23 protein-coding genes are annotated in these 23,771 nt (G+C 62.9%); 11 read left to right on the forward strand and 12 right to left on the reverse strand.

What is annotated here, in order from left to right; genetic code table 11:
• Window positions 1-22: 22 nt before the first annotated feature.
• A complete protein-coding gene (locus J3P84_RS13410) occupies window positions 23-1,093 on the forward strand; it encodes a M42 family metallopeptidase (RefSeq protein ID WP_434630965.1) in 1,071 nt (356 codons plus the stop codon).
• Window positions 1,094-1,208: 115 nt separating this feature from the next.
• On the opposite strand, the gene J3P84_RS13415 is transcribed toward J3P84_RS13410, so the two are convergent.
• Together J3P84_RS13415 and J3P84_RS13420 are read right to left on the reverse strand one after the other, a co-directional pair.
• Window positions 1,209-1,688: a DUF1348 family protein gene (locus J3P84_RS13415; protein ID WP_434630968.1), complete on the reverse strand. Its 480-nt coding sequence runs from the start codon at window positions 1,686-1,688 to the stop codon at window positions 1,209-1,211.
• Window positions 1,689-1,780: 92 nt separating this feature from the next.
• Window positions 1,781-2,347, reverse strand: a complete 567-nt coding sequence (locus tag J3P84_RS13420; protein WP_434630971.1) for a TetR/AcrR family transcriptional regulator — start codon at window positions 2,345-2,347, stop codon at window positions 1,781-1,783.
• Between the two features lie 124 nt (window positions 2,348-2,471).
• On the opposite strand from J3P84_RS13420, the gene pssA reads away from it, so the two are divergent.
• The 7 genes from pssA to J3P84_RS13455 all read left to right on the forward strand — a co-directional run bounded on the left by pssA (window position 2,472) and on the right by J3P84_RS13455 (window position 10,659).
• Window positions 2,472-3,815 carry a CDP-diacylglycerol--serine O-phosphatidyltransferase gene (gene pssA / locus J3P84_RS13425; RefSeq protein ID WP_434630974.1) on the forward strand — a complete coding sequence of 448 codons (1,344 nt, stop codon included), beginning with the start codon at window positions 2,472-2,474 and terminating at the stop codon, window positions 3,813-3,815.
• 11 nt (window positions 3,816-3,826) lie between these two features.
• Window positions 3,827-4,843 (forward strand): AraC family transcriptional regulator, encoded by a 1,017-nt coding sequence (locus J3P84_RS13430; RefSeq protein ID WP_434630977.1) that lies wholly within the window; start codon window positions 3,827-3,829, stop codon window positions 4,841-4,843.
• A 250-nt stretch (window positions 4,844-5,093) separates the two neighbouring features.
• Entirely contained in the window at window positions 5,094-6,758 is a 1,665-nt protein-coding gene (locus J3P84_RS13435) for an AMP-binding protein (RefSeq protein WP_434630980.1), read from the forward strand.
• A 16-nt stretch (window positions 6,759-6,774) separates the two neighbouring features.
• Window positions 6,775-7,536 (forward strand): SDR family NAD(P)-dependent oxidoreductase, encoded by a 762-nt coding sequence (locus J3P84_RS13440; protein WP_434630983.1) that lies wholly within the window; start codon window positions 6,775-6,777, stop codon window positions 7,534-7,536.
• Between the two features lie 11 nt (window positions 7,537-7,547).
• Window positions 7,548-8,735 carry an acetyl-CoA C-acyltransferase gene (locus J3P84_RS13445; RefSeq protein WP_434630986.1) on the forward strand — a complete coding sequence of 396 codons (1,188 nt, stop codon included), beginning with the start codon at window positions 7,548-7,550 and terminating at the stop codon, window positions 8,733-8,735.
• A 9-nt stretch (window positions 8,736-8,744) separates the two neighbouring features.
• Window positions 8,745-9,872 carry an acyl-CoA dehydrogenase gene (locus J3P84_RS13450; RefSeq protein WP_434630989.1) on the forward strand — a complete coding sequence of 376 codons (1,128 nt, stop codon included), beginning with the start codon at window positions 8,745-8,747 and terminating at the stop codon, window positions 9,870-9,872.
• Between the two features lie 13 nt (window positions 9,873-9,885).
• Window positions 9,886-10,659, forward strand: coding sequence for an enoyl-CoA hydratase (locus tag J3P84_RS13455; protein WP_434630992.1), 774 nt, complete (start codon window positions 9,886-9,888; stop codon window positions 10,657-10,659).
• Window positions 10,660-10,783: 124 nt separating this feature from the next.
• Here J3P84_RS13455 and J3P84_RS13460 read toward each other — a convergent pair whose 3' ends face one another.
• From J3P84_RS13460 to J3P84_RS13485, 6 genes are all read right to left on the reverse strand, one after another.
• Complete coding sequence (locus J3P84_RS13460; protein WP_434630994.1) at window positions 10,784-11,935, reverse strand: acyl-CoA dehydrogenase family protein; 1,152 nt, start codon at window positions 11,933-11,935, stop codon at window positions 10,784-10,786.
• Window positions 11,936-11,937: 2 nt separating this feature from the next.
• A complete protein-coding gene (locus J3P84_RS13465; RefSeq protein WP_434630997.1) occupies window positions 11,938-13,044 on the reverse strand; it encodes an enoyl-CoA hydratase/isomerase family protein in 1,107 nt (368 codons plus the stop codon).
• 134 nt (window positions 13,045-13,178) lie between these two features.
• A complete protein-coding gene (locus tag J3P84_RS13470) occupies window positions 13,179-13,886 on the reverse strand; it encodes an HPP family protein (RefSeq protein WP_434630999.1) in 708 nt (235 codons plus the stop codon).
• A 288-nt stretch (window positions 13,887-14,174) separates the two neighbouring features.
• Entirely contained in the window at window positions 14,175-15,116 is a 942-nt protein-coding gene (locus J3P84_RS13475; RefSeq protein ID WP_434631002.1) for a LysR family transcriptional regulator, read from the reverse strand.
• A 59-nt stretch (window positions 15,117-15,175) separates the two neighbouring features.
• On the reverse strand, window positions 15,176-15,724 hold the full coding sequence (locus J3P84_RS13480; RefSeq protein WP_434631005.1) for a hypothetical protein: 549 nt from the start codon (window positions 15,722-15,724) through the stop codon (window positions 15,176-15,178).
• Window positions 15,725-15,748: 24 nt separating this feature from the next.
• Window positions 15,749-16,552: a putative hydro-lyase gene (locus J3P84_RS13485; RefSeq protein WP_434631007.1), complete on the reverse strand. Its 804-nt coding sequence runs from the start codon at window positions 16,550-16,552 to the stop codon at window positions 15,749-15,751.
• A gap of 289 nt (window positions 16,553-16,841) precedes the next feature.
• Here J3P84_RS13485 and J3P84_RS13490 point away from each other — a divergent pair, with 289 nt between their 5' ends.
• On the forward strand, window positions 16,842-18,083 hold the full coding sequence (locus J3P84_RS13490; RefSeq protein ID WP_434631010.1) for an OprD family porin: 1,242 nt from the start codon (window positions 16,842-16,844) through the stop codon (window positions 18,081-18,083).
• A gap of 18 nt (window positions 18,084-18,101) precedes the next feature.
• On the opposite strand, the gene phnE is transcribed toward J3P84_RS13490, so the two are convergent.
• From phnE to J3P84_RS13510, 4 genes are read right to left on the reverse strand one after another with little or no spacing between them, the layout of a single operon-like run.
• Window positions 18,102-18,869: a phosphonate ABC transporter, permease protein PhnE gene (phnE, locus tag J3P84_RS13495; protein ID WP_434631012.1), complete on the reverse strand. Its 768-nt coding sequence runs from the start codon at window positions 18,867-18,869 to the stop codon at window positions 18,102-18,104.
• Window positions 18,866-19,693, reverse strand: a complete 828-nt coding sequence (locus J3P84_RS13500; RefSeq protein WP_305500994.1) for a PhnE/PtxC family ABC transporter permease — start codon at window positions 19,691-19,693, stop codon at window positions 18,866-18,868. The genes phnE and J3P84_RS13500 overlap by 4 nt, the downstream gene beginning before the upstream one ends.
• A complete protein-coding gene (locus J3P84_RS13505) occupies window positions 19,687-20,484 on the reverse strand; it encodes a phosphonate ABC transporter ATP-binding protein (RefSeq protein WP_434631016.1) in 798 nt (265 codons plus the stop codon). The genes J3P84_RS13500 and J3P84_RS13505 overlap by 7 nt, the downstream gene beginning before the upstream one ends.
• Window positions 20,481-21,332 (reverse strand): putative selenate ABC transporter substrate-binding protein, encoded by an 852-nt coding sequence (locus tag J3P84_RS13510; protein ID WP_434631019.1) that lies wholly within the window; start codon window positions 21,330-21,332, stop codon window positions 20,481-20,483. Before J3P84_RS13510 ends, J3P84_RS13505 begins: the two co-directional genes overlap by 4 nt.
• A gap of 403 nt (window positions 21,333-21,735) precedes the next feature.
• On the opposite strand from J3P84_RS13510, the gene J3P84_RS13515 reads away from it, so the two are divergent.
• Window positions 21,736-22,599, forward strand: coding sequence for a LysR substrate-binding domain-containing protein (locus J3P84_RS13515; protein ID WP_434568379.1), 864 nt, complete (start codon window positions 21,736-21,738; stop codon window positions 22,597-22,599).
• A 119-nt stretch (window positions 22,600-22,718) separates the two neighbouring features.
• Complete coding sequence (locus tag J3P84_RS13520; protein ID WP_434631022.1) at window positions 22,719-23,771, forward strand: putative 2-aminoethylphosphonate ABC transporter ATP-binding protein; 1,053 nt, start codon at window positions 22,719-22,721, stop codon at window positions 23,769-23,771.

The raw sequence follows: 23,771 nt of genomic DNA on the forward strand, positions 1-23,771 counted from the left end.
TGGAAAAAGGAGAACCCATCGTATGCAACCCGATCCGTCCACCTTACCGCTGCTGGAAGAATTGCTGATGGCCCGTGGGCCCGGCGGGCAGGAGCATGAAGTGCGCGACATCTGCCTGCGGGAACTGCGGCCGCATTGCGACGAGACCCGGGTCGACCCGGCGGGTAATGTCATTGGCCTGATCAAGGGCACACGCCCGAGCGGCAAGGTGAACCAGCCCATCCGGATCATGGCGCACCTGGACGAAATCGCCATGCTGGTCAAACGCATCGAGCCGGACGGCACATTGCGCGTGGTGGCCCTGGGCGGCGCCAATCCGATCAATTTCGGGGTGTGCCCGGTGGACATTCTCGGCGACCGGGATTTCATTCCCGGCGTACTGTCGTTCGGATCGATGCACAGCACCGGTGAAACCCATCAGGGCGCCGATGTGCTGTCGGGGAACGTCAATTGGGGCGATGTCCATGTGATCACCCGGTGCTCCGGTGAGCAGCTGCAAACGCACGGAGTGCGGCCCGGTACCCGGGTAGTGCTGAGCCAGCATTGGCGACGTCCGTTCCGGGTCGGCGATGCCATCGCGGCGCATTTCCTCGACGACCGCGCGCCGATGGTCGCGACACTGCAAGCCGCAAGGTTATTGGCTGAGCGCCGCGAAGAACTGGCAAACGACGTTTATTTCGTCTTCACCACACAAGAGGAAGAGTCCAATGCCGGAGCGCTTTATGCCGCCAGCCACCTGCCTGGAGATGCCACGGTAGCGGTTGAGGTGGGCCCGATCATTTCCGAATACGCTACCCGACTGAGCGTCGATCCGATCATCAACACTGGCGATAAAAACGGTTGCTACAACCGCGAGATCGTCGACCAGCTGTACCAGGCCGGCAAACGTCGCGGGTTGACGCCTCAGTTCGCGCTGCTGGTGGATTTTGCCAGTGACGCCAGCGCGATCATGAGCAGCGGCGTGTCGGCCCAGGGTGGCTGCATCGCCATTCCGACTGAAAACACCCACGGTTACGAGCTGATTCTGGAAGGAAGTATCGAGGCCTGCGCGGTAACGTTGCTGGAATTCCTGCTGGATCGCGGCCACGACTGACACGAACAAAGCCCCCTGTGGGAGCGAGCCTGCTCGCGAAAGCGGTTTGACAGCCGATGAAAATATCGACTGTGATGGCCCCTTCGCGAGCAGGCTCGCTCCCACAAGAACGGGTTTACAGCCCCAATTCGGACAGCCCCGGATGATCATCCGGACGACGACCCAGCGGCCAATGGAATTTACGCTCGCTTTCCTTGATCGGCAGGTCGTTGATGCAGGCGTAGCGATTGAACATCAAGCCATTCTCGTCGAATTCCCAGTTTTCGTTGCCGTAGGAGCGGAACCAGTTGCCTGAGTCGTCGTGCCATTCATAGGCATAACGCACGGCGATGCGGTTGTCGGTGAACGCCCAGAGTTCCTTGATCAGCCGGTAATCCAGCTCCTTGGCCCATTTGCGGGCCAGGAAGGCCTTGGCTTCTTCCCGGCTATGGACGAACTCGGCGCGGTTACGCCACTGGGTGTCGAGGGTGTAGGCCAACGATACCTTCTGCGGATCGCGAGAGTTCCAGCCGTCTTCGGCCAGGCGAACTTTCTCGATCGCTGTTTCACGGGTGAACGGCGGCAGCGGCGGGCGAACTTCAGCAGAGGACGACATGGTTAAGCTCCCGATAAATGAATGATGAATTGCACTGTTTTCTGTCTCAACGGCAGTCTGTCTCAACGACGGTCTTGCGATACGCGTGTTGCTTATTCGATAGCCAGCAGGGTTTTCAGAACGTGCTGTGCCTGATCGGCTGCATTGTGATCGCCCATGACCAGTGCAACGGTGATGGCCCCATCGATCAGGATAAGCAGCTTCCCCGCCAGCACTTGCGGTTGCTCGATGCCTTGATCGCTGCACAGGCGGGTTACATAGTCGAGCAGCTTCTGTTTGTGCATCTTTGCCACCTGGCGGACCGGGTCCTGCGGGTCGCCGGTTTCGCCGCTGGTATTGATGAAGGCGCAACCGCGAAAACCTTCGCTGTCGAACCAGCCCTTGAGCACCGGGAACAGGTTCAGCAACCGCGCGAGCGGCGTCGGCGCCTTGTCCACTTCGCTGCTGAACCAGTGCATCCAGCGTTCATCGCGGCGCTTGAGGGCGGCGACAACCAGGTCCTCCTTGTTGGCGAAGTAGCGGTAGATGCTTTTCCTCGAGACGCCGGCGGTTTTCACCAAAAGGTCCATGCCGGTGGCGGCGATGCCACTTTTGTAGATCAACTTTTCGGCGACATCGAGGATGATGTCGCGTGTTTCATTGCTAGTGATTTCGTTCATGGATCGAACAGTAGAACGATCGTTCTCCTTGGTCAATTGTTTTTTCGTCGCGAAGGGGAGGCCCAAACCCGCGCGTCATGGTGTAAGCTCATCCGTTCTTCGGATTCGACCTTTTGCGAGCCCTATGCCGTCGCTTTTCAAACGCTCCCTGCTGCCCAAGCTGCGCAGCTTTCCACTCACCGCCGAGGCTGTGACCATCCTCGACGGCGCCGCCGAGTTTCGCCGTTGCCTGCTGGAGAAAATTGCCCAGGCGACCCAGCGCATCTACATCGTCGCGCTCTACTTGCAAGAGGACGAGGCCGGCCAGGAAATCCTTGACGCCTTGCATGCCGCCAAAGCCGCGCGCCCCGAGCTGGACATCGCCGTGGTGGTGGACTGGCTACGGGCCCAGCGCGGCCTGATCGGCGCCAAGAAGCAGCCGGGCAACTCGGCGTGGTACCAGCAGCAGACCCGCGTCCATGACAGCGAAGTGCCGATCTTCGGCGTGCCGGTGCAGACTCGCGAGCTGTTCGGCGTGCTGCACTTGAAAGGATTTGTGATCGATGATTGTGTGCTCTACAGCGGCGCGAGCCTGAACAACGTCTACCTGCACAAGTTCGACAAATACCGCTACGACCGATATCACCTGCTGCAGAACAGCGCGCTGGCCGACTCGATGCATCATCTGGTGCAACATGGGCTGATCGCATCCAGGGCGGTGCATCGCCTTGACCTGCCGAACCTGCCCAGCACCCGCAGCTTGCGCAAGGACATCGGCGACCTGCGCAGCCGCCTCAAATATGCAACCTATGACACTACCGCCGGCAGCCTCGATAAAGACGGCCTGTCGGTGAGCCCGCTGCTTGGCGTCGGCAAGAATAATCCGCTGAGCAAGGCGATCAGCGAGCTGATCGCCAGCAGCCGTCAGCAACTGACCATCTGCACGCCCTATTTCAACCTGCCGCTGGCCGTGACCCGGGACATCAACCGTGCCCTGGCGCGCGGGGTACGGATCGACATCATCGTCGGCGACAAGACCGCAAACGATTTTTATATCCCGCCCAGCGAGCCGTTCAAGATCATTGCGGCGTTGCCCTATCTGTACGAGATCAGCCTGCGCCGCTTCGCCAAGCGGCATCAGCGCTTCATCGACAGCGGCCAGTTGAACCTGCGTTTGTGGCGCGACGGCGATAACACCTACCACCTCAAAGGCATGTGGGTCGACGAGCGCTACACCTTGCTCACCGGCAACAACCTCAACCCGCGGGCGTTTCGCCTGGATCTGGAAAACGCCCTGTTGCTCGACGATCCCAAAGGGGAGTTGCTGGGGCCGCGGCAGGCTGAGCTGGAGCGGATCTATCAACACACCCGGCGGATCGAACGCTACCTGGACTTGGAGACCCTGCCGGACTATCCCGCCGCGGTGAGCAAGTTCCTGAAACGGGTCAGCCGGGTGCGAATAGAGCGACTGCTTTACCGGATCCTGTGAACCGCCGCGCCATGTCGGAAAAAGACACCATCTCCATCCAGCTGGTGCGCGAGGCGCTGCTGCAAAGCTGCGCCCCTGGAGTCGCCACCGAAGAAGTCCTGAGCAAGGTCGGTATCGACCCCGCATGGCTCGACGAGCCCCAGGCGCGCGTGCCGGCCCACGCCTATGCGCGACTCTGGCGCCTGCTGGCAAGGCGGCTGGATGACGAGTTCTTCGGCATGGACCCGCGCAAGCTCAAGTCCGGCAGCCTGGCCTTCCTGTGCCAGTGCGCCATGGCCCAGCCGACGTTGGCGACCGGGTTGACGGCGGGTCTGGGTTTCCTCTCCTTGATGCTTGAACACCTGCCGGCGCAGTGGGTTCGCCAGCAAAGCCTGGCGGAAATCGTCCTGCTCGAAGACGACCAGGACCCGCGCCGGGCCTTTACCTATTTCACCTATTGGATGATCGTCCATGGCGTGGCCTGCTGGCTCGCCGGGCGGCGCATTCCAATCCTGTCCGTCGAGTTGCGTTGCCCGGCGCCGGATTTCTGCGATGACTACCGCGTGATGTTCTCGCAGAACCTGCGCTTCGACCGGCCCCGTACGCGGATGATCTTCTCCGCCGACTGCCTGGACCTGCCCATCCGCCGCAGTCCGGAGGAGCTTAAGCGCTTCCTGGCCCAGGCCCCGGCGAACATCCTGGTCAAATACCGCGACCCGCAAAGCCTCGCCAGCCGTATCCGCCATGATCTGCGCCAGCTGCCTGCCGAGCAGTGGCCGGAAACCGAGGCCCTGGCTCAACAACTCTGCGTTTCCGCATCGACCCTGCGCCGCCGCCTGGCGGATGAGGGCCAGACTTACCAGGGTCTGAAAGACAGTGTGCGCAAGGAACTGGCGATCGCCTGGCTGGCCGAGCCCTCCATCAGCTTCGTCGAAATCGCCGCGCGGCTGGGTTTTGCCGATGCCAGCTCGTTCTACAAGGCGTTTCGCAAGTGGTCCGGGTCCAATCCCGGGCACTATCGCAGCCTGATTCTCAACGAGGCTGACTGATCCGGATTTGTTGTTGAATGGGCTGCCGTCTTCGCGAGCAGGCTCGCTCCCACATTGGAATATTGGCTGTCCCATGTGGGAGCGAGCCTGCTCGCGAAGAAGACCTCACTGACAACACATCCCCCGAACCATGGCCAAACCAGTCAAGCAACTTGAAAGCTTTGACCATTGCCCCGCAGCCCCTTCGGCGCGAGTATTTCCCTGCTATTCACGGTTCCCCACCAATAAAAAGTACAGAGGGATTCTGGTCATGCGCGATTATTCGTCCGCCACGTCGCAGTTCGATTACCTGCACACCGCCAATGCCGCTTTGCACGGTTCGCTCGAGGCGCTCAACGCCTGCGTGGAATGTTGCGACCGGCATGCCTTGCCGGGGCGCATTGCCTTGTTCTGGGAGGGGCGTGACGGCAGCGATGCGACGTGGACCTACCGTGACCTGCAGGACAACGCGGCGCGTTTCGCCAACTTCCTGCGCGCCCAAGGTGTTGGCAAGGGTGACAAGGTCGCCGGCCTGCTGCCGCGCAATGCCGAACTGCTGATCGTGGTGCTCGCCACCTGGCGTATCGGCGCGGTCTACCAGCCCCTGTTCACCGCATTCGGACCCAAGGCCATCGAGCACCGCCTCGGCAGTTCCGGCGCGCGCGTGGTGGTCACTGACGCCAGCAACCGGCCCAAGCTCAACGAAGTGCTCGGGTGCCCCACCATCGTTACGGTCGGCGGGGCGAAGGGCCAGGGCATCGTCCGCGGCGACTACAGTTTCTGGTCCGAACTGGCCAACCATTCCGACCAGTGCGAACCGCTGATGCTGACCGGCGAAGATCCGTTTTTGCTGATGTTCACCTCCGGCACCACCGGGCCGGCCAAGGCGCTGTCGGTTCCGCTCAAGGCCATCGTCGCGTTCCAGAGCTACATGCGTGACGCCGTGGACTTGCGCCCCGAAGACGCGTTCTGGAACGTTGCTGACCCGGGCTGGGCCTACGGCATCTATTTCGGCGTGACCGGGCCTCTGGCGCTGGGACATCCGATCACTTTCTACGATGGTCCCTTCACCTTGGAAAGCACCTGCCGGGTGATCAACAAACATGGCATCAGCAACCTGGCGGGCTCACCAACGGCCTACCGTTTGCTGATCGCTGGCGGCGAGCAGTTCGCCCGCTCGATCCAGGGCAAGCTGCGCATTGTCAGCAGCGCCGGCGAGCCGCTGAACCCGGAAGTGATCCGCTGGTTTGCCGACAACCTGAACGTGGTGATCCATGACCATTACGGCCAGACCGAGCTGGGCATGGTGCTGTGCAACCACCACGGCCTCGACCACCCGGTGCATTTGGGCGCGGCCGGTTTTGCCTCGCCGGGCCACCGCATCGTGGTGCTGGATGAAAATCAACGGGAGTTGGGGGTAGGGCAGCCAGGCATTCTTGCCGTCGATCGCAGCCAGTCGCCGATGTGCTGGTTCGCCGGCTACGAAGGCGGGCCGACCAAGGCGTTCGTCGGCGATTATTACCTGAGTGGCGATACCGTCGAATCCAACCCCGACGGCAGCATCAGCTTCGTCGGCCGCAGCGATGACGTGATCACCACGTCCGGTTATCGCGTTGGCCCGTTCGACGTAGAAAGCGCGCTGATCGAGCACCCGGCCGTGGTGGAAGCGGCGGTCATCGGCAAACCCGACCCTGAACGCACCGAGCTGGTGAAAGCTTTTGTGGTGCTCAGCGCTCAGTACCGCGCAGCGCCGGAGCTGGCCGAAGAATTGCGCCAGCATGTGCGCAAGCGCCTGGCGGCCCATGCGTACCCCCGTGAAATCGAATTTGTCAGCGACTTGCCGAAGACCCCCAGCGGTAAGTTGCAGCGCTTTATCTTGCGCAACCAGGAGATCGCCAAGGCTCAAGAGGCCGTGGCGCAGAACGTTTCAGCTTGAATCCAAGGAAACCATGATGCAGATCGATAACAAGATTTTTCTCGTCAGCGGCGGTGCTTCCGGCCTCGGCGCGGCCACCGGCGAAATGCTCGTCAAGGCCGGCGCCAAGGTGATGCTGGTCGACCTAAACGCCGATGCGGTGGCCGGCCAGGCGCAAAAGCTCGGTTGCCGGAGCGTGGTCGCCGACATCAGTAACGAAGCGGCCGCAGAAGCGGCAGTCAAGGCCACGGTGGATGCGTTCGGCGGCTTGAACGGTCTGGTCAATTGCGCCGGCATCGTGCGCGGGGAGAAGATCCTCGGCAAGAACGGCCCGCACGCACTCGAAAGCTTCAGCCAGGTGATCAACGTCAACCTGATCGGCAGCTTCAACCTGCTGCGCCTGGCTGCAGCGGCCATCGCCGAGACCGAGGCCAATGCCGACGGCGAACGCGGGGTGATCATCAATACCGCCTCGGTAGCAGCCTTCGACGGTCAGATCGGCCAGGCCGCCTACGCGGCGTCCAAGGGCGCGATTGCCAGCCTGACCCTGCCAGCCGCCCGTGAACTGGCGCGCTTCGGTATCCGCGTAATGACCATCGCGCCAGGGATCTTCGAAACCCCGATGATGGCCGGCATGACGCCGGAAGTACGTGACTCCCTGGCCGCCGGCGTGCCGTTCCCGCCGCGCCTGGGCAAACCCGCCGAGTACGCCGCGCTGGTCCGGCATATCATTGAAAACAGCATGCTCAACGGCGAGGTGATCCGTCTCGACGGCGCCTTGCGCATGGCCGCCAAATAGGAGGATTTGTCATGTCCAACGATCCGATTGTCATTGTCAGCGCCGTCCGCACCCCGATGGGCGGCTTCCAGGGCGAACTGAAAAGCCTCAGCGCGCCGCAGCTGGGTGCCGCCGCCATCAAGGCCGCCGTGGAGCGGGCCGGCATTTCGCCACAGGCGGTTGAAGAAGTGCTGTTCGGTTGCGTGCTTGCCGCAGGCCAGGGCCAGGCACCGGCACGCCAGGCGGCGCTGGGCGCCGGGCTCGACAAATCGACCCGCTGCACCACGCTCAACAAGATGTGCGGTTCAGGCATGGAAGCGGCAATCCTCGCCCACGACATGCTCGTCGCCGGCAGCGCCGAGGTGGTGATGGCTGGCGGAATGGAAAGCATGTCCAACGCGCCGTACCTGCTCGATCGTGCCCGCAGCGGCTTGCGCATGGGCCATGGCAAGGTGCTTGACCATATGTTCCTCGACGGCCTCGAAGACGCCTACGACAAGGGCCGCCTGATGGGCACTTTTGCCGAAGACTGCGCCGAGACCAACGGCTACAGCCGTGAAGCTCAGGATGCCTTCGCCATCGCGTCCACCACCCGTGCCCAGCAGGCGATCAAGGACGGCAGCTTCGACGCCGAGATCGTGCCGGTGCAGGTCATGGTCGGCAAGGAACAGGTCACCATCCGTCACGACGAGCAGCCGCCCAAGGCGCGGATCGACAAGATCGCCACGCTCAAGCCGGCGTTCCGCGACGGTGGTACGGTGACGGCGGCCAACGCCAGCTCGATTTCCGATGGCGCCGCCGCCCTGGTACTGATGCGCCAGAGCCAGGCGCAGCAGCGCGGTCTGAAACCGCTGGCGGTGATTCACGGCCACGCCGCGTTCGCCGACGCCCCGGGCCTGTTTCCCACGGCACCGATTGGTGCGGTGAAAAAACTGATGAGCAAGACCGGCTGGTCGCTGGGCGACGTCGATCTGTTCGAAGTCAACGAAGCTTTCGCCGTGGTCGGCCTGGTGACCATGGACAAGCTGGAAATTCCCCACGACAAGGTCAACGTCCACGGCGGCGCCTGTGCCCTTGGCCACCCGATCGGCGCATCCGGCGCGCGAATCCTGGTGACGCTGCTCTCGGCCCTGCGCCAGAAAGGCCTCAAGCGCGGCGTCGCGGCGATCTGCATCGGCGGCGGCGAAGCCACCGCCATGGCCGTCGAATGCCTGTACTGAGGAATCACAATGCTTGCGACTGAAGAACAGACCCAGATCCGCGACATGGCCCGGCAATTCGCCCAGGAGCGCCTGAAGCCGTTCGCCGCCGAATGGGACCGTGAGCACCGCTTCCCCAAGGAGGCCATCGCTGAAATGGCCGAACTGGGCTTTTTCGGCATGCTGGTGCCGGAGCAATGGGGCGGCTGTGACACGGGCTACCTGGCCTATGCGATGACCCTGGAGGAAATCGCCGCCGGCGACGGTGCCTGCTCGACGATCATGAGCGTGCACAACTCGGTGGGCTGCGTGCCGATCCTCAAGTTCGGCACCGACGAGCAAAAGGCCCGGTTCCTCACGCCGCTGGCCAGTGGCGCGATGCTCGGCGCTTTTGCCCTGACCGAGCCCCAGGCTGGCTCCGACGCCAGCAGCCTGAAGACGCGGGCGCGGCTGGAGGGCGATCATTACGTGCTCAACGGTTGCAAACAGTTCATCACGTCCGGGCAGAATGCCGGGGTGGTGATCGTGTTTGCCGTCACCGATCCGAGCGCCGGCAAGCGTGGCATCAGTGCGTTCATTGTGCCGACCGATTCGCCGGGCTACAGCGTCGCGCGGGTCGAGGACAAACTCGGCCAGCATGCTTCCGATACCTGCCAGATCCTTTTCGAGGATGTGAAGGTGCCGGTGGCCAATCGTCTCGGTGAGGAGGGTGATGGCTACAGGATCGCCCTGGCGAACCTCGAAGGCGGGCGAGTCGGCATCGCGGCGCAGTCGGTGGGCATGGCCCGCGCGGCGTTCGAAGCCGCTCGCGACTATGCCCGTGAACGGCAGAGCTTCGGCAAGCCGATCATCGAGCATCAGGCCGTGGCGTTCCGCCTGGCCGACATGGCGACCCAGATCGCCGTGGCGCGGCAGATGGTGCACTACGCCGCCGCGCTGCGCGATGCCGGCCAGCCGGCGCTGGTAGAAGCGTCCATGGCCAAGCTGTTCGCCTCGGAAATGGCCGAGAAGGTCTGTTCCATGGCCTTGCAAACCCTCGGTGGCTACGGTTACCTCAACGATTTCCCGCTGGAGCGCATCTACCGCGACGTGCGGGTCTGTCAGATCTACGAAGGCACCAGCGACATTCAGCGCATGGTCATTTCGCGCAACCTTTGAACAGGAGTCCCGCATGAGCTACGAAACGATTTTATTGGAGATCAAGGACCGTGTTGGCCTGATCACTCTCAACCGTCCCCAGGCGCTGAACGCCCTGAATGCGCAGATCGTCAGCGAGCTGAACCAGGCACTGGATCGCCTGGAGGCGGATCCGAAGATCGGCTGCATCGTCCTGACCGGCTCGAAAAAAGCCTTTGCCGCCGGCGCCGATATCAAGGAGATGGCCGAACTGACCTATCCGCAGATCTACCTGGACGATCTGTTCAGCGACAGCGACCGGGTTGCCAATCGCCGCAAGCCGATCATCGCGGCGGTGAACGGTTTTGCCTTGGGCGGCGGCTGCGAGCTGGCCCTGATGTGCGACTTCATCCTGGCCGGTGACAACGCCAGGTTCGGCCAGCCGGAAATCAATCTCGGCGTGCTGCCGGGCATGGGCGGCACCCAACGCCTGACCCGTGCGGTGGGCAAGGCCAAGGCCATGGACATGTGCCTGACCGGGCGCTTCATCGACGCGGTGGAAGCCGAGCGCTGCGGCATCGTGGCGCGCATCGTTCCGGCTGACGAGTTGCTGGACGAAGCCCTGAAAACCGCGGCCTTGATCGCCTCCAAATCGGTGCCCATCAGCATGATGGTCAAAGAGAGCGTCAACCGCGCCTTCGAAGTCAGCCTGTCCGAGGGTGTGCGTTTTGAGCGCCGGGTATTCCACGCGGCGTTCGCCACGCTGGATCAAAAAGAAGGCATGGCGGCGTTCGTGGCCAAACGCGCGGCGGAGTTCCAAGACAAGTAATGCGACGTCACCACTGACGCCATCGCGAGCAAGCTCGCTCCCACAGGGTTTGGCGGCGTACACAGATGTTGCGTACCCCGCCGATCCACTGTGGGAGCGAGCTTGCCTCGCGAAGCTTTTGGCGTTACACCAGGTAGTGCCTGAGCTCCCGAGCAATCACCATCCGCTGAATCTCGCTCGACCCTTCGTAGATCTGGGTGATCCGCGCGTCGCGGTAATAGCGCTCCACCGGGTAATCCTCAAGATAGCCATAGCCGCCATGGATCTGAATCGCCGAGGAGCAGACCTTCTCGGCCATTTCCGAGGCGAACAGCTTGGCTTGCGATGCTTCCGACAGGCATGGCTTGCCGGCGCTGCGCAGCCGCGCGGCATGCAGGATCAGCAGGCGAGCGGCGTTCAGGCGGGTGTGCATGTCGGCCAGCAGATTGGCGATGCTCTGGTGTTCGATGATCGGTTTGTCGAACTGCACCCGATCCCGGGAATAGGCCAGCGCCGCTTCGAATGCCGCACGGGCGATGCCCAGGGCCTGGGCGGCGATGCCGATGCGCCCGCCTTCGAGGTTGGACAGGGCGATGGCCAGGCCCTTGCCCCGTGCGCCCAGCAGGTTGGCTTCAGGAATGGTGCAGTTGCTCAGCGTGACGGCACAGGTGTCCGAGGCACGAATGCCCATCTTGTGTTCGGTGCGGTCAACGATGAAACCGGGCGTGTCGGTGGGCACCAGGAACGCCGAAATGCCTTTTTTGCCAAGGTCCGCATCCGTCACGGCAAACACAATCGCCAGCTTGGCGCGCTTGCCATTGCTGACGAACTGCTTCGCGCCGTTGATTACCCATTGACCCTCTTTCAGTTCCGCCCGCGTACGCAGGTTGTGCGCCTCGGAGCCGGCCTGTGGTTCGGTCAGGCAGAAGCAGCCGATGGCCTGGCCGCTGGCGAGATCCGCCAGCCAGGTCTGTTTCTGCTCATCGCTGCCGAAATTCAGCACCGGCCCGCAACCTACGGAGTTGTGGATGCTCATCAGTGCTCCGGTAGCACCGTCACCTGCCGAGATTTCCTCCACCGCCAGGGCATAGGCCACGTAGTCGACATAGGTACCGCCCCATTCCTCGGGCACCACCATGCCCAGCAGGCCCAGCTCGCCCATTTTTGCCACCAGCCCATCGTCGATCCAGCCGGCTTTTTCCCAGGCCTGGGCGTGGGGCGCGATTTCACCGCGGGCGAAATCACGGGCCATGTCGCGGATCATCACTTGTTCTTCGGTCAGCTCAAGGTCGTGCATGTTCAATTCCCGTGGTAGTCGAAGCCGTCGAAGAAACTCGCCACATGGTCGGCGTCCAGCGCCTCCAGGGTCGGTGGGTTCCAGCGCGGGTTCTTGTCTTTATCGATCAGCAGGGCACGTACGCCTTCGATCAGGTCGCCGCGCGTGAACCATTGCCGGTCCAGGTGCAGCTCCAGGGCAAAACAGTCTTCCAGGCTCAGGTGCCGGCCGCGTCGCAGCATTTCGAGGGTCACCGCCATCGCAAGGGGTGAGCGGGTTTCCAGCAGCTCGGCGGTCTTCAGCGCCCACTCGTGGCTGTTGGCGACCGTGACCTGGCGCAACTGCTCGACCATGCTCGGTACATCCGGCAGGGCGAAGAAATGATCGATGGCCGGCCGCAAGTCGGCCAGGGGCGGGGCAGGCAACTGTTGGACCGCCATTTTCGCCAGCAGGCTTTGCAGGTCCTTGAGCGGTGAATCGCGCCAGTCCAGGCGGTCGAGACGTTCATCGAGCTGGGTGATTTTCTGGCTGTCGAGATACCAGTCGGCCAGGCCGCAGTACAGCGCGTCGGCAGCGCGGATCTGCGCCCCGCTGACGCCCAGGTAGATACCCAGTTCACCGGGAATGCGCGGCAGGAAATAGCTGCCGCCGACATCCGGGAAATAGCCAATGCCGACCTCGGGCATGCCCAGTCGGCTACGCTCGGTCACCACCCGCAGATCGGCGCCTTGCACCAGACCCATGCCGCCGCCCAGCACGAAACCGTCCATCAAGGCGAGGATCGGTTTGCGGTAATGGTGGATAGTCAGGTCGAGGGCGTATTCCTCGACGAAGAAGTCTTCGTGCAGCGTGTCGCCCTGCTTGTGGCTGTCGTACAGCGAGCGGATATCGCCGCCCGCACAAAACGCCTTGTCGCCGGCTCCGCGCAAGACAACGGCGCGGATCTGCGAATCGGTGGCCCAGCTATCGAGTTGCTGCTGCAAGCTGCGCACCATGCCCAGGGTAAGGGCGTTCAGGCCGGCGGGGCGGTTCAGGGTCAGGTGGCCGATGTGGTTGCGAACGTCGACCAACACCTCGTAGGGCGCGGTTTCGATGCTGCCCGCAGCTTGGGATGAAACCTGAACTGTCATCGCTAACTCCCTGCTTTTATTGTTCTTTATAAATTTTTAAGCGCGTACCCGGTCCGGATCGTAACAGCGCAAATTTGCATTGCACAACCGAGATACGTGCAGGTCCTGTCTGCATATTTATAGCAGCCACAGGCTCAGCCGCGACCCGACAGCACCTCCGTGATGCTGCGACGCTTAGCATGCCGCTCGCTGGCGTGGATCAATTGTTCGAGATCTTCGGGGGTTACGTCGAAGAATGCTTCCATTTCCTCAAGCGCAAGTTTCAAGTCTTCGGCGGTGATCGCCTGGCGATCAATGGGGGGATGGTCGGCGGGAATCACCGCTGCCGGCTCGCTGGCTCGCTTGGGATAGCGCACCCGCGTGAAATTGTTGTAGGCCAGCGCGAAGACGAGCAGGCCGGAGCCGGCCAGCATGGCGGCGCCAAGCGCCTGCCAATCGAGGGCGACGATGGATGCGTCCGCCAGCACCAGCGTTGCCGCCAGGGCGCCGGCCGGTGGATGCAGGCAACGCAGCCAGCACATCAGCACCAGCGCCATGCCGGCCGCCAGGCATGCGCTACCCAGCGTGCGGCCGAGCACATGGGCGACCAGCAACGCCACGACCGATGCGCACAGATAACCACCGAAGATCGACCAGGGTTGGGCCAGGGCACCTGATGACACCGCAAACAACAGCACGGCCGAGGCGCCGAGCGGGCCGATCAGGTGTTGCGCCACTTCAAGACCGAATACCTGGCCACAGAGCCAGACACTGAACATTGTTCCAAGGGCCATGCCGATGGCGGCGCGACTCCATTCGGTGGGGCGGGTATTGATAGCAGCGGGGAACCAGCGAGCAAGCATCAAGCGAACATCCAAAAAACGAACAAAAAAAGGGGCTTACGGGAGAATCCCTGAAAGCCCTTTAAGTGTTCCAACAATTGGGGGAGGAACGGTACACAGTGTGCCGCTCGCCAACCTTGCTTACAAATTCATATTAATGCTGGTTGAGTGCATTTATTTTGAAGCTATGCGTTCAAGCACTTCTGGCTCGCGGCCACGCCTGCTGCGCGATGGGTAATTCGCAGGATTGCCCCCGGCCCATCGGGATGTGCGCTCGCAGGAGGTCGCCGGTGCCCGGGATGTTGCAGTTCACTGACAGTTCGCCAGGGCTTCGCTTGCCACCAACCGGTACGGCGCCGGCAGTTGCCCCACGTAGTCGTCCACCACTTCCCGCGTCAGGCTGACGATGTCTTCGACCCGCTCCATGCCGGCGCCGGTCCGCCAACTGGCGACGATGTCCATCACCGACGGCAACGGCACGCCGTCCACCAGCGTCAAGCTGCCCTGGTTCAATTCGCCTACCACCAGCGCCGCCGGCATGGCGCCGATACCAAAGCCGTCACGAACCAGGCGGGTGATCGCCGAGGCGGAGTTCACGCAATTGATCCGCGGCGAGACGATATTGGCCGAGTGCAGCATGTTCAGGAGGTCCTGGTGGGGCCGGGAGTTGCGCGAGAAGGTCACGATGCGCTCCTGGGACAGTTCGTCCAGCGATGCGTAGTGGCGGTCAAAGGATGAGCCGCTGCGCACCACCCAGTGCATCGGATAACGCGTCAGGAGCGCATTGCGCACGCTGTCGAGGCGCAGGATGTCGGTCTGGAAAATGATGTCCTGGTAGCCTTTCTCCAGTTGCGTGCACAGGTTGCTCGCGGTGTCGGCCGACAATTCGATTTCCAGCGCCGGGTAGCATTCCATCAGGCGCGTGACCAACGGGCTGAGCCAGGTATGGATCACCGTGTCCATCGCGCCGATGCGAATCCGCCCGCGTACCTGGCGCGGGTCCTTGATCACGGCTTTCATGCTGTGCATGGTGTCCATGATGCGCTCGGCGTACTCCAGCACCCGCTGGCCTTCGGAAGTCAATGACACGCCCTTGGAATCACGCACGAACAGACGCACGCCCAACTCGTCTTCCAGAGCTGCAATCCGGCTGGAAATCGACGCCTGGGTGGTGAACAGCTTTTCCGCCGTGAGGCGAAAGCTCTTCAGGCGGGCGACCCAGACGAAGGTTTCCAGAAACTTGATATTCATGGGCGGCGGCTCCTGAAACGGGCGGGGCAAGGTATTGGATTGTCCGGGAGCGCCGGTGATCAACCGGTCCTGCAATTCCTGGACGAGAGGTATTGGACCACGTCTTCAAGCGCCCTTGAATCCGGCACCTCGCCGAGGACCGCAGCGGCGTCGCACCACGGATATTCCAGACCCGACACCCAGGCCATGACTTCCGTAAGCTCGGCTGGCGGCAGGGTCTTCATGTGTTCGATGGTTATCGTGAGCCCCTCGGACAGCCCGGACTCGGCGCTGAATCGCCAGTCGTAGCGGCCACAACCGACCCTGACCTCACCGTTGTGTTTGTCCGACATCGCGACCAACCATTTGCACTCGTAGGTGCGCACGTTGGCGTGAGGAGGGCTGCCCAGGCAGAACGTGTAGACGTTTTCGAACGCCTGGTTGAACCGGCTCACCAGCACGTCACCCATCGCGCCACGACCTTCGACATGCTCCGGGAAGGCGATGGAGCCGGTGCGGACCACCATGTTCAGGACTGCGCCCTGGATGAAGGCCTGGTCCAGCAGGTGAGGGCGGTTGCCGTCCTTGGCGCGGATGTAATGTTCGATTGATCGCTGCGGGCTGTTCATCAGATCTCCATTTCAGGTCGGGTATCACAACGCGCTGTTCAAAACGTCGGTCACCAGCATACAACCCGGTGCGTGGGTGATGCACAGCGGCGGTCGCGAAGCCTGCACCACCGATTGCGGCGTCACGCCACAGGCCCAGAACACCGGGACCTCGTCGGCTTCCACCGGCACCGCGTCGCCATAGTCCGGCGTGTCCAAAGAATGAATGCCGATCAACGACGGATCACCCATGTGGACCGGGGCGCCATGGACGCTGGGCATGCGTCCGGTGATCTGGATCGCCTGGATCGCCGCGGCGGCCTTCATCGGGCGCATGCTCACGACCATTTTGCCAGACAGGCGCGCGGTGGGGCGCGTGTCGATGTTGGTGCGGAACATGGCAACGTTGCGCCCCAGGTCAATGTGCCTCAGGCGTATACCGGCCTCCAGCAAGGGTTGCTCGAACGAGAACGAGCAGCCGAGAGCGAAGGTCACCATGTCGTCCTGCCACAGGTGTTCGATATCCATCGGCTCTTCGCTCAACTCGCCGTGACGAAAGACCCGATAGCGCGGTACTTCGTGGCGGATATCGATGGGCGCGCCGAGGTTGCGCAGGAACGGATCCCCCGGTTCGCTCACGTCCAGCACCGGACACGCCTGGCGGTTGAGCGTGCAGTAGCGCAGGAATTCGTCGGCCCAGTCACCCGGCAGGATCACGATGTTGGCTTGCACCCGGCCCTGGCCCAGGCCGCTGGTGTGGCCGTGGTAGCGACCTGCCGCGATGTTCTGGCGCAGGGCCTGGGGTGAACACTGCTGCAGTTGTTCGAATGTCAGGGCGGACGGCGGCATCTGGGATCTCCATTGGTTTTTTGTTAGAGCTCCTTTGTAGAAGCCCCGGACGACGGCGTCCAACAAGGAAAACTGGTACCCCCTGACAACAAAAAGTTATCCGACGGTCGAGGCAGCGAAGTCAGATCAATTGCGACCCGCCATGCATCAGATTTTCTTATGCCCGAGCCGACTTTTTTCCCGTTTGACGCTGTCCGGCGCCGGTGGGAAGAATCTGCCCCAAACAATAAGCGAGGCGCGCCAGCCGTCCCCGACGGGAACACTCGCGCCCATAAAAAAGGAGCACGCCATGCACCGTTTCATCGCTAATCACTTCAACCGTAAACCCGTGGGCACCTTGCTCGGCCTCGGTCTGATGAGCGCGTCGAGTGCTCACGCCGATTTCATCAGCGACAGCAAAGCCAGCCTGGAAGCCCGCAACTTCTATTTCAACCGCGATTTTCGGCAGGAGGGCGCGCGGGACAAGGCCGAGGAGTGGGCGCAAGGCTTTCTGTTGCGCATCGAGTCGGGCTACACCGCCGGGACCTTGGGTTTCGGGCTGGATGCGTTGGCCATGGCCGGTTTCAAACTGGATTCGGGCGGCGGCACGGCAGGCACCAATCTGTTGCCGGCGGACTCGTCCGGGGGTTCCCAGGACCGCTACGGCGAACTTGGCCTGACCGCGAAGGCACGCTTGTCCAACAGCACCCTGAAAGTGGGCACCCTGCAAATCAAGGACCCGGTGGTCAATTCCAACGATACGCGCCTGCTCCCCGGGACCTTCAAGGGCGGGCTGTTGAGCGTGCAGGAAGTCGACCGCCTGAAGCTGACCGCCGGGCAGCTTACACAGATCAATTTCGTCGATTCCACCCACTATCAGGACATGACGGCCAACCGCATTGGGGGCATCAGCGACCACTTCCAGTTCGCCGGAGCGGACTACCAGTTCCTGCCGAATCTCACGGCGCAATACCGCTACGGCAAACTGGAGGACATCTACCAACAGAACTACATGGGCTTGGTCCATAGCCTGGACCTGGGCGCGGGGCAATCATTGAAAAGCGACGTGCGTTATTCCCGCAGCACCGAGGACGGCAGCTTCCGCGCTATCGACAACCAGGCGTTCGGCGCGATGTTCACCTATAGCCTCGATGGGCACGCGCTGGGCCTGGGTTACCAACGCATGAGCGGCGACGACCCATTTCCCTACATCTCGCGCAGCGATCCGTACCTGGTCAACTTCGTCCAGATCGGTGATTTCGCCAATGTCGACGAGCGCTCCTGGCAGGCCCGTTACGACTATAACTTTGCCGGCCTCGGCGTGCCGGGACTGACGTTCATGACTCGCTATATCAGTGGCGACAACGTGCAACGCAGCGCGCCGGGTGAAGGCAAGGAATGGGAGCGCAACAGCGATATCGCCTACGTGATCCAGGACGGCACGTTGAAGGGGCTGGGGCTCAAATGGCGCAATGCCTCGGTGCGCTCGAACTTTGGCAATGACCTGGACGAAAATCGCCTGATCGTCAGTTACTCGATGGCGCTGTGGTGACGGCGCGCCGGGCGGCCGTCAGGCCTTGACCCAGCGCTGGCGGCTCCAACTGCTCAGGGTATCGACAATGAACACCAGCAACAGCATGGCCAGGATCACCGTGCTGCCTTGGGCTTCCTGGAACAGGCTGAGGCTGACATAGAGCATCTGGCCCAGGCCGCCGGCGCCGACGAAGCCCAGCACACTGGCCATACGGATGTTGTTTTCCCAGCGGTAGAGGGTGTAGGCGAGCAGCTGCGGCATCAGGTTGGGCAGGGTGCCGTAGCAGAAAGCCGCGAGCGCGCTGCCACCTTGCAAACGGATCGCATCGGCGGGTTGCGAGGGGGTGTTTTCCAGCGCCTCGGCAAATAGCCGGCCGAGCACGCCGATGGTGTGCAGGGTCAGCGCCAGCGTACCGGCATTGGGGCCGAGCCCGGCGGCAAACACCATCAGCGCCGCCCACACCAGTTCCGGAACCGCGCGCAACGCGTTCAACACCAGGCGCGAGACGCTTTGCAACGGCCAGCCAAGGCGCCCGGCGGCCGGCAGTGCCAGTGCTAGCCCCAACACCGCCGCGAGCAATGTGCCGATGGCGGACATGGCGATGGTTTCCAGTGCGCCGTGGCCGATCGCCTTGAGGTACGCCGGGCTCAGGTCCGGACTGAGGAAGCGTTGCGCATAAGCGGTCATCTGCTTGAGACTCGCGCTATCACCCAATGCGCCCAGGTCGATGCCCAGATAGCCGAACGAAGCGACGACCGCCGCACCGATGCACAGCAGCAATAGCGCGTTGAACAGCCGACTCATGCCAGTCTCCAGCGCAGCAGGCGGCTGAGCTGATCGGCGAACATCACCAGCACCAGGAAGGTCAGCAGCAGGCTGGCCACTTCACCGCCGGCGAACATACGCAACGACAGGTCCATCTGCTGGCCCAGGCCACCCGCGCCGACAAAACCCATCACCACTGACGCGCGGATGGCGCATTCCCAGCGGTACACGGTGTACGACAGCAGCTCGGCGGCGACGTTGGGCAGGATCCCGTAGCAGAATGCCGCGAGCCGGCCGCTGCCGGCCTGCATCAAAGCGTGTGCCGGGCGCTGGTCGACCGATTCGAAGATTTCCGCGTAGACCTTGCCCAGCATCCCGCTGTAAGTGATGGCGATGGCCAGCACCCCGGCCGTCGGACCCAGGCCGACAGCGCGCACGAAGAGCAAGGCCCAGACGATTTCCGGCACGCTGCGCAGGAAGATCAACAGGCCGCGTATCGGCCAACGCAACCATTGACCGAGATTGCCAGGCCTGCCGGAGCGGTAGGCGGCCGACAACGACAATGCGCGACTGGCCAGCAGGCTGGCGGGGACCGCCACCAGCAGCGCCAGGGCCATGCCGGCGGTGGCAATCGCCAATGTCTGCAGGGTGGCTTGCAGCAGCAGGTCGACAAACGTTTCGTCATGGGCCGGTGGCCAGAACGCCGCGACGAACCGACCCATCTCACTCTGGCTGTCGCTGGCCAGCAGCACGCCGAGGTCGACCTCGCTGAAACGAATGCCCGGCCACAGCAGGGCCAGGGCCAACAGGGTCAGGAGCAGGCGAGGGCGGGTGGCGGGGTCCCGGGCGTCACGCTTCAGCATCGCGGAATCTGCACGCTCATAGGGAGTGGAGGGCTCGACATGGACTCCAATTGCTCGTTGGCATAAAGCGTGTCGAGCAGTTGGCGGTCGACCGCTTCGGTCGGCAAGTCGAACAGAATCTGCCCGTCACGCAGACCGATGATCCGGGAAAAATGCGCCAGCGCCAGCTCCACCGCGTGCAGGCTGGTGACCAGGGTCACGCGGTGCTCCCGGGCATGCTGGCAGAGCACCGCAAGTGTGTGCTCGGCCAACACCGGGTCCATCGCCGATACCGGCTCGTCCGCAAGCAATACCTCGGGCGCCTGGTACAACACGCGGGCAATACCGACACGTTGCAGCTGCCCGCCGGACAACTGCTGGCATTGCGCGAACAGCTTGTCGCCCAGGTCCAGCCGGGCCAACGCTGACCGAGCCCCGGGAATGTCCAGCGGGTGCAGCAGGTTCAGCAGGCTCTTGCCCAGGCCCCACTGGCCGAGCTTGCCGGCCAGCACCGCCGTGACTACACGTAGGCGCGGCGGCAGGGGAGGCGCCTGGTGGACCAGGCCGATGCGTGCGCGCAGACGCTGCCGCCGGCGCGCGGACAATTGCCAGACTGGCTCGCCCAGTACCTGCACCTCGCCAGCGCCCGGCCGCAGGGCGGTTGCGAGCACATTGAGCAGGCTCGACTTGCCCGCGCCGGACGGGCCGATGATGGCGACCTGTTCCCCCGCGCCAATGTGCAGATCCACGCCACGCAGCGCCTGCGCACCGTTGGCGTGGATGACGCTGGCTCGGGTCAGACGTAATGTCATTTCAGCAGTTCGGCGGCGCGTGCGGCTTCTTCGATGCCTTTGTAGTTCTCGGGCTTGGTCTCGATGAAGCGGCTGGCGGCCTGCAGATCAAGGATTTCCTTGTCCTTCGGGTTCGCCGGATCGAGGTCCAGGAACGCCGCCTTGATCTTCGCCGCCAGCGCCGGATCGAGCGTGCCGCGCACGGTCCAGTTGTAATCGAAGTAGGCCGGGGTAGTCGCGAACACCTTGACCTTGCTGGTGTCGACCTTGCCGGCCGCCACCAGTTTGTCCCAGACGCTGGCGTTGAGCACACCGGCATCGACCTTGCCCGCCTGGACCCAGGCCGCCGTCGCATCATGGGCGCCCGAGTAGCCGACGCGGCTGAAATAGGTTTCCGGCTTGATGCCGTCCTTGAGCATGAAATAACGCGGCATCAGGCTGCCCGAGGTGGAAGAGATCGAACCGAAGGCAAAGCTTTTGCCCTTGAGGTCGGCCAGGGATTTGACCGCAGGGTCGGCGGTGATGAATTTACTGGTGAACTGGGCATCCTGTTCGCGCTGCACCAGCGGAATGGCGTTACCCGTCTTCAGGCGAGCCTGCACGAAGGTGAAACCGCCCAGCCAGGCCAGGTCGATCCGGTCGGTGGCCAGCGCCTCGACCACGGCGGGGTAATCGCTCACCGGTACGAACTCGACTTTCATGCCGATTTTCTGCTCCAGGTACGCCCCCAGCGGCTTGAACTTGCGCAGCAGTTCGGTCGGCGCTTCATCGGGGATCGCGCTGACCTTCAAGGTGTCGGCCGCCTGCGTCAGAAGGGCGCTCAGGGACAGGGTCAAACCGACGGCCAGTGCCAGGGTACGCTTGAGCATGTAAATCTCCGGTGCATGTAGGGCGTGAGTGTTCAAGCGCCAGGCACGCGTTGAGGAGCCGCGTTGGCCTGGCGCATTGTGAGGGTAGACGAACAGGTGCAATCTTGATCGTTTCTGCCGACCAGGTAAATCCTGGCCCGTTTCGATGCCGGGATGCTACAAGGTCAACGCCGCGATGCAAGCGTAATGCTGTTCAACCAAGGCAATCGACAAACCCGTGGCGAGGGAGCTTGCTCCCGTTGGGCCGCGAAGCGGCCCCAAAACCTGCCAGATCGGAGTATCAGACACACCGCACCCGGCGCTTTACGACTGCTTCGCAGCCGAGCGGGAGCAAGCTCCCTCGCCACAAATAGATCATTTTTCTCGAGTAAATTGTCCCGTCACTTTTCTGGAGCGTCACAACATGCTCAGCGCCGAGCTGAAGTCTTTCCACATGGTCGCTCGCCTGGCCAGCGTCACCCAGGCGGCCAAGAAGCTCGGGCTCAGCCAGCCGACAGTGACCACGCAGATCCGCAGCCTGGAAGCCCAGTACGGCGTTGAACTGTTCTATCGCGGCGGGCGCCGCCTGACACTCAGTGACCAGGGCGCGCAGCTGTTGCCGATGGTGCAGAAACTGCTGCAGCAGGAGGCCGACATCGAGTTTTTCCTGCGCAACAGCGGCCAGGTGCAAGGCACGTTGCGCATCGGTGCCACCGCGCCGTATTACGTGCTGGATATCATCAAGGCTTTTCGCGAGCAGTTTGCGCTGTGCGAAGTGACCCTGGAAATCGGCAACTCACTGCAGGTCATCGAGGCGCTGGAAGAGTACCGCGTGGACCTGGCCGCGTCCTCGCAACTGGTCGAGGATGCGCGCCTGACCCGGCTGGTGCTGGGGCACGATCCACTGGTACTGGCGGTACATCGCGAGCACCCATTGGCCAGCCACGACCGTGTCGCCCCGAGCGCCCTGGCCGGGCATTGCCTGCTGATGCGCGAAACCGGCTCCACCACCCGCGCGCTCACCACAACGCTGCTGCGCGAGGCCGGGGTGGCGACCGGGCCGCTGCTGGAGATCGGCAGTCGCGAGTCGATTCGCGAAGCGGTCCTGCGCAACATCGGCATCAGCATCATCGCCCGTCACGAGGTGCCGGAGAATCCACAGCTCAAGGTGGTCGAGCTGGAAGGCGCGCCGCTGATCGCCGAGTATCTGTACTGCCTCAAGGAGCGCCGCCAGGCCCGGCTGCCGTCGGCATTCCTCGGCCTGGCACGAGAGACCAGCGCATCCTGAATTCGCTACACAAATCCGCCGATGCCACTATCGGCAGCTTTTAGCCAACTGCAATCAAGCCTTCGTACTGCCTGCCTACCATGACCCTCGTCGAGCTGACAGCTCATCGAGGTTATGTCATGACAAGAACACCTTCCGTAGACCTGCAGATACGCGACATCCATAAGGGCTTCGGCGCCTTCAAGGCGTTGGATGGGGTATCGCTGGAAATCGCCGCCGGTGAGCTGGTGTGCCTGCTGGGGCCTTCCGGCTGCGGCAAGACCACCTTGTTGCGCTGCATAGCGGGCCTGGAACGGCAAGACCGCGGCACGATCATGATCGGTGCGCGGGATGTCTCCGCCCTGGCACCGCAGGCTCGCGACTACGGCATTCTGTTCCAGTCCTACGCACTGTTTCCCAACCTGACCGTGGAGCAGAACATCGGCTACGGATTGGCGGGCAACCACCGCGAGACGATCCGCAGCCGGGTCGGCGAGATGCTGGAACTGGTCGGGCTGTGTGGCAGCGAGAAAAAATATCCCGGCCAGCTCTCCGGCGGCCAGCAGCAGCGGGTGGCGTTGGCTCGCGCCCTGGCTCCGGCGCCCTCGCTGTTGCTGCTCGATGAACCGATGTCGGCCCTCGATGCCCGGGTGCGCGAGCACCTGTGCGGCGAGTTGCGTCAGCTGCAGAAACGCCTGGGCATCACCACGTTGATGGTCACCCACAACCAGGACGAGGCGATGCTGATGGCCGATCGCATCGCGGTGATCAATCAGGGCCGCGTCGAACAGTTCGCCAGTGCGCAACAGATCTACCGCGCGCCGGCGAGCGCCTTTGTGGCTGATTTCGTCGGCCAGGGCAACTGGCTGCCTTTCGACTGCGGGCACGACGGACAGGTTCGCGTCGGCGGGCTAAGCCTCAGCGTGGAGGGCGCTGACGTGGGGCGCAGCGGTCGACTTTTCTGCCGTCCGGAAGCCATCCGGATCAACCCGTCGACACCAGAATGCAACCTGTTCGATGCGCAACTGCGCGAACTGACCTACCTCGGCAATCGCTGTCGCCTGAGCTTCGAGCTGGACGCATTGCCGGGCCACACCCTGCTCGCCGAGCTGGAGCCGCAGGCCATGCCCGGGCTGCCCCAGGCGCGGCTGAAAATCGCGCTGCCGGCCCATAGCCTGCAGGTGTTCAATTGA

Origin of the sequence: Pseudomonas sp. Z1-29, assembly GCF_051131995.1 — a bacterium.
Classification (GTDB): Bacteria; Pseudomonadota; Gammaproteobacteria; order Pseudomonadales; family Pseudomonadaceae; genus Aquipseudomonas.

Coding starts and splice junctions, on each gene's coding strand:
- J3P84_RS13410 (WP_434630965.1), top strand. CDS start 23: ATGCAACCCGATCCGTCCACCTTACCGCTGCTGGAAGAATTGCTGATG.
- J3P84_RS13415 (WP_434630968.1), bottom strand. CDS start 1,688: ATGTCGTCCTCTGCTGAAGTTCGCCCGCCGCTGCCGCCGTTCACCCGT.
- J3P84_RS13420 (WP_434630971.1), bottom strand. CDS start 2,347: ATGAACGAAATCACTAGCAATGAAACACGCGACATCATCCTCGATGTC.
- pssA (WP_434630974.1), top strand. CDS start 2,472: ATGCCGTCGCTTTTCAAACGCTCCCTGCTGCCCAAGCTGCGCAGCTTT.
- J3P84_RS13430 (WP_434630977.1), top strand. CDS start 3,827: ATGTCGGAAAAAGACACCATCTCCATCCAGCTGGTGCGCGAGGCGCTG.
- J3P84_RS13435 (WP_434630980.1), top strand. CDS start 5,094: ATGCGCGATTATTCGTCCGCCACGTCGCAGTTCGATTACCTGCACACC.
- J3P84_RS13440 (WP_434630983.1), top strand. CDS start 6,775: ATGCAGATCGATAACAAGATTTTTCTCGTCAGCGGCGGTGCTTCCGGC.
- J3P84_RS13445 (WP_434630986.1), top strand. CDS start 7,548: ATGTCCAACGATCCGATTGTCATTGTCAGCGCCGTCCGCACCCCGATG.
- J3P84_RS13450 (WP_434630989.1), top strand. CDS start 8,745: ATGCTTGCGACTGAAGAACAGACCCAGATCCGCGACATGGCCCGGCAA.
- J3P84_RS13455 (WP_434630992.1), top strand. CDS start 9,886: ATGAGCTACGAAACGATTTTATTGGAGATCAAGGACCGTGTTGGCCTG.
- J3P84_RS13460 (WP_434630994.1), bottom strand. CDS start 11,935: ATGCACGACCTTGAGCTGACCGAAGAACAAGTGATGATCCGCGACATG.
- J3P84_RS13465 (WP_434630997.1), bottom strand. CDS start 13,044: ATGACAGTTCAGGTTTCATCCCAAGCTGCGGGCAGCATCGAAACCGCG.
- J3P84_RS13470 (WP_434630999.1), bottom strand. CDS start 13,886: ATGCTTGCTCGCTGGTTCCCCGCTGCTATCAATACCCGCCCCACCGAA.
- J3P84_RS13475 (WP_434631002.1), bottom strand. CDS start 15,116: ATGAATATCAAGTTTCTGGAAACCTTCGTCTGGGTCGCCCGCCTGAAG.
- J3P84_RS13480 (WP_434631005.1), bottom strand. CDS start 15,724: ATGAACAGCCCGCAGCGATCAATCGAACATTACATCCGCGCCAAGGAC.
- J3P84_RS13485 (WP_434631007.1), bottom strand. CDS start 16,552: ATGCCGCCGTCCGCCCTGACATTCGAACAACTGCAGCAGTGTTCACCC.
- J3P84_RS13490 (WP_434631010.1), top strand. CDS start 16,842: ATGCACCGTTTCATCGCTAATCACTTCAACCGTAAACCCGTGGGCACC.
- phnE (WP_434631012.1), bottom strand. CDS start 18,869: ATGAGTCGGCTGTTCAACGCGCTATTGCTGCTGTGCATCGGTGCGGCG.
- J3P84_RS13500 (WP_305500994.1), bottom strand. CDS start 19,693: ATGCTGAAGCGTGACGCCCGGGACCCCGCCACCCGCCCTCGCCTGCTC.
- J3P84_RS13505 (WP_434631016.1), bottom strand. CDS start 20,484: ATGACATTACGTCTGACCCGAGCCAGCGTCATCCACGCCAACGGTGCG.
- J3P84_RS13510 (WP_434631019.1), bottom strand. CDS start 21,332: ATGCTCAAGCGTACCCTGGCACTGGCCGTCGGTTTGACCCTGTCCCTG.
- J3P84_RS13515 (WP_434568379.1), top strand. CDS start 21,736: ATGCTCAGCGCCGAGCTGAAGTCTTTCCACATGGTCGCTCGCCTGGCC.
- J3P84_RS13520 (WP_434631022.1), top strand. CDS start 22,719: ATGACAAGAACACCTTCCGTAGACCTGCAGATACGCGACATCCATAAG.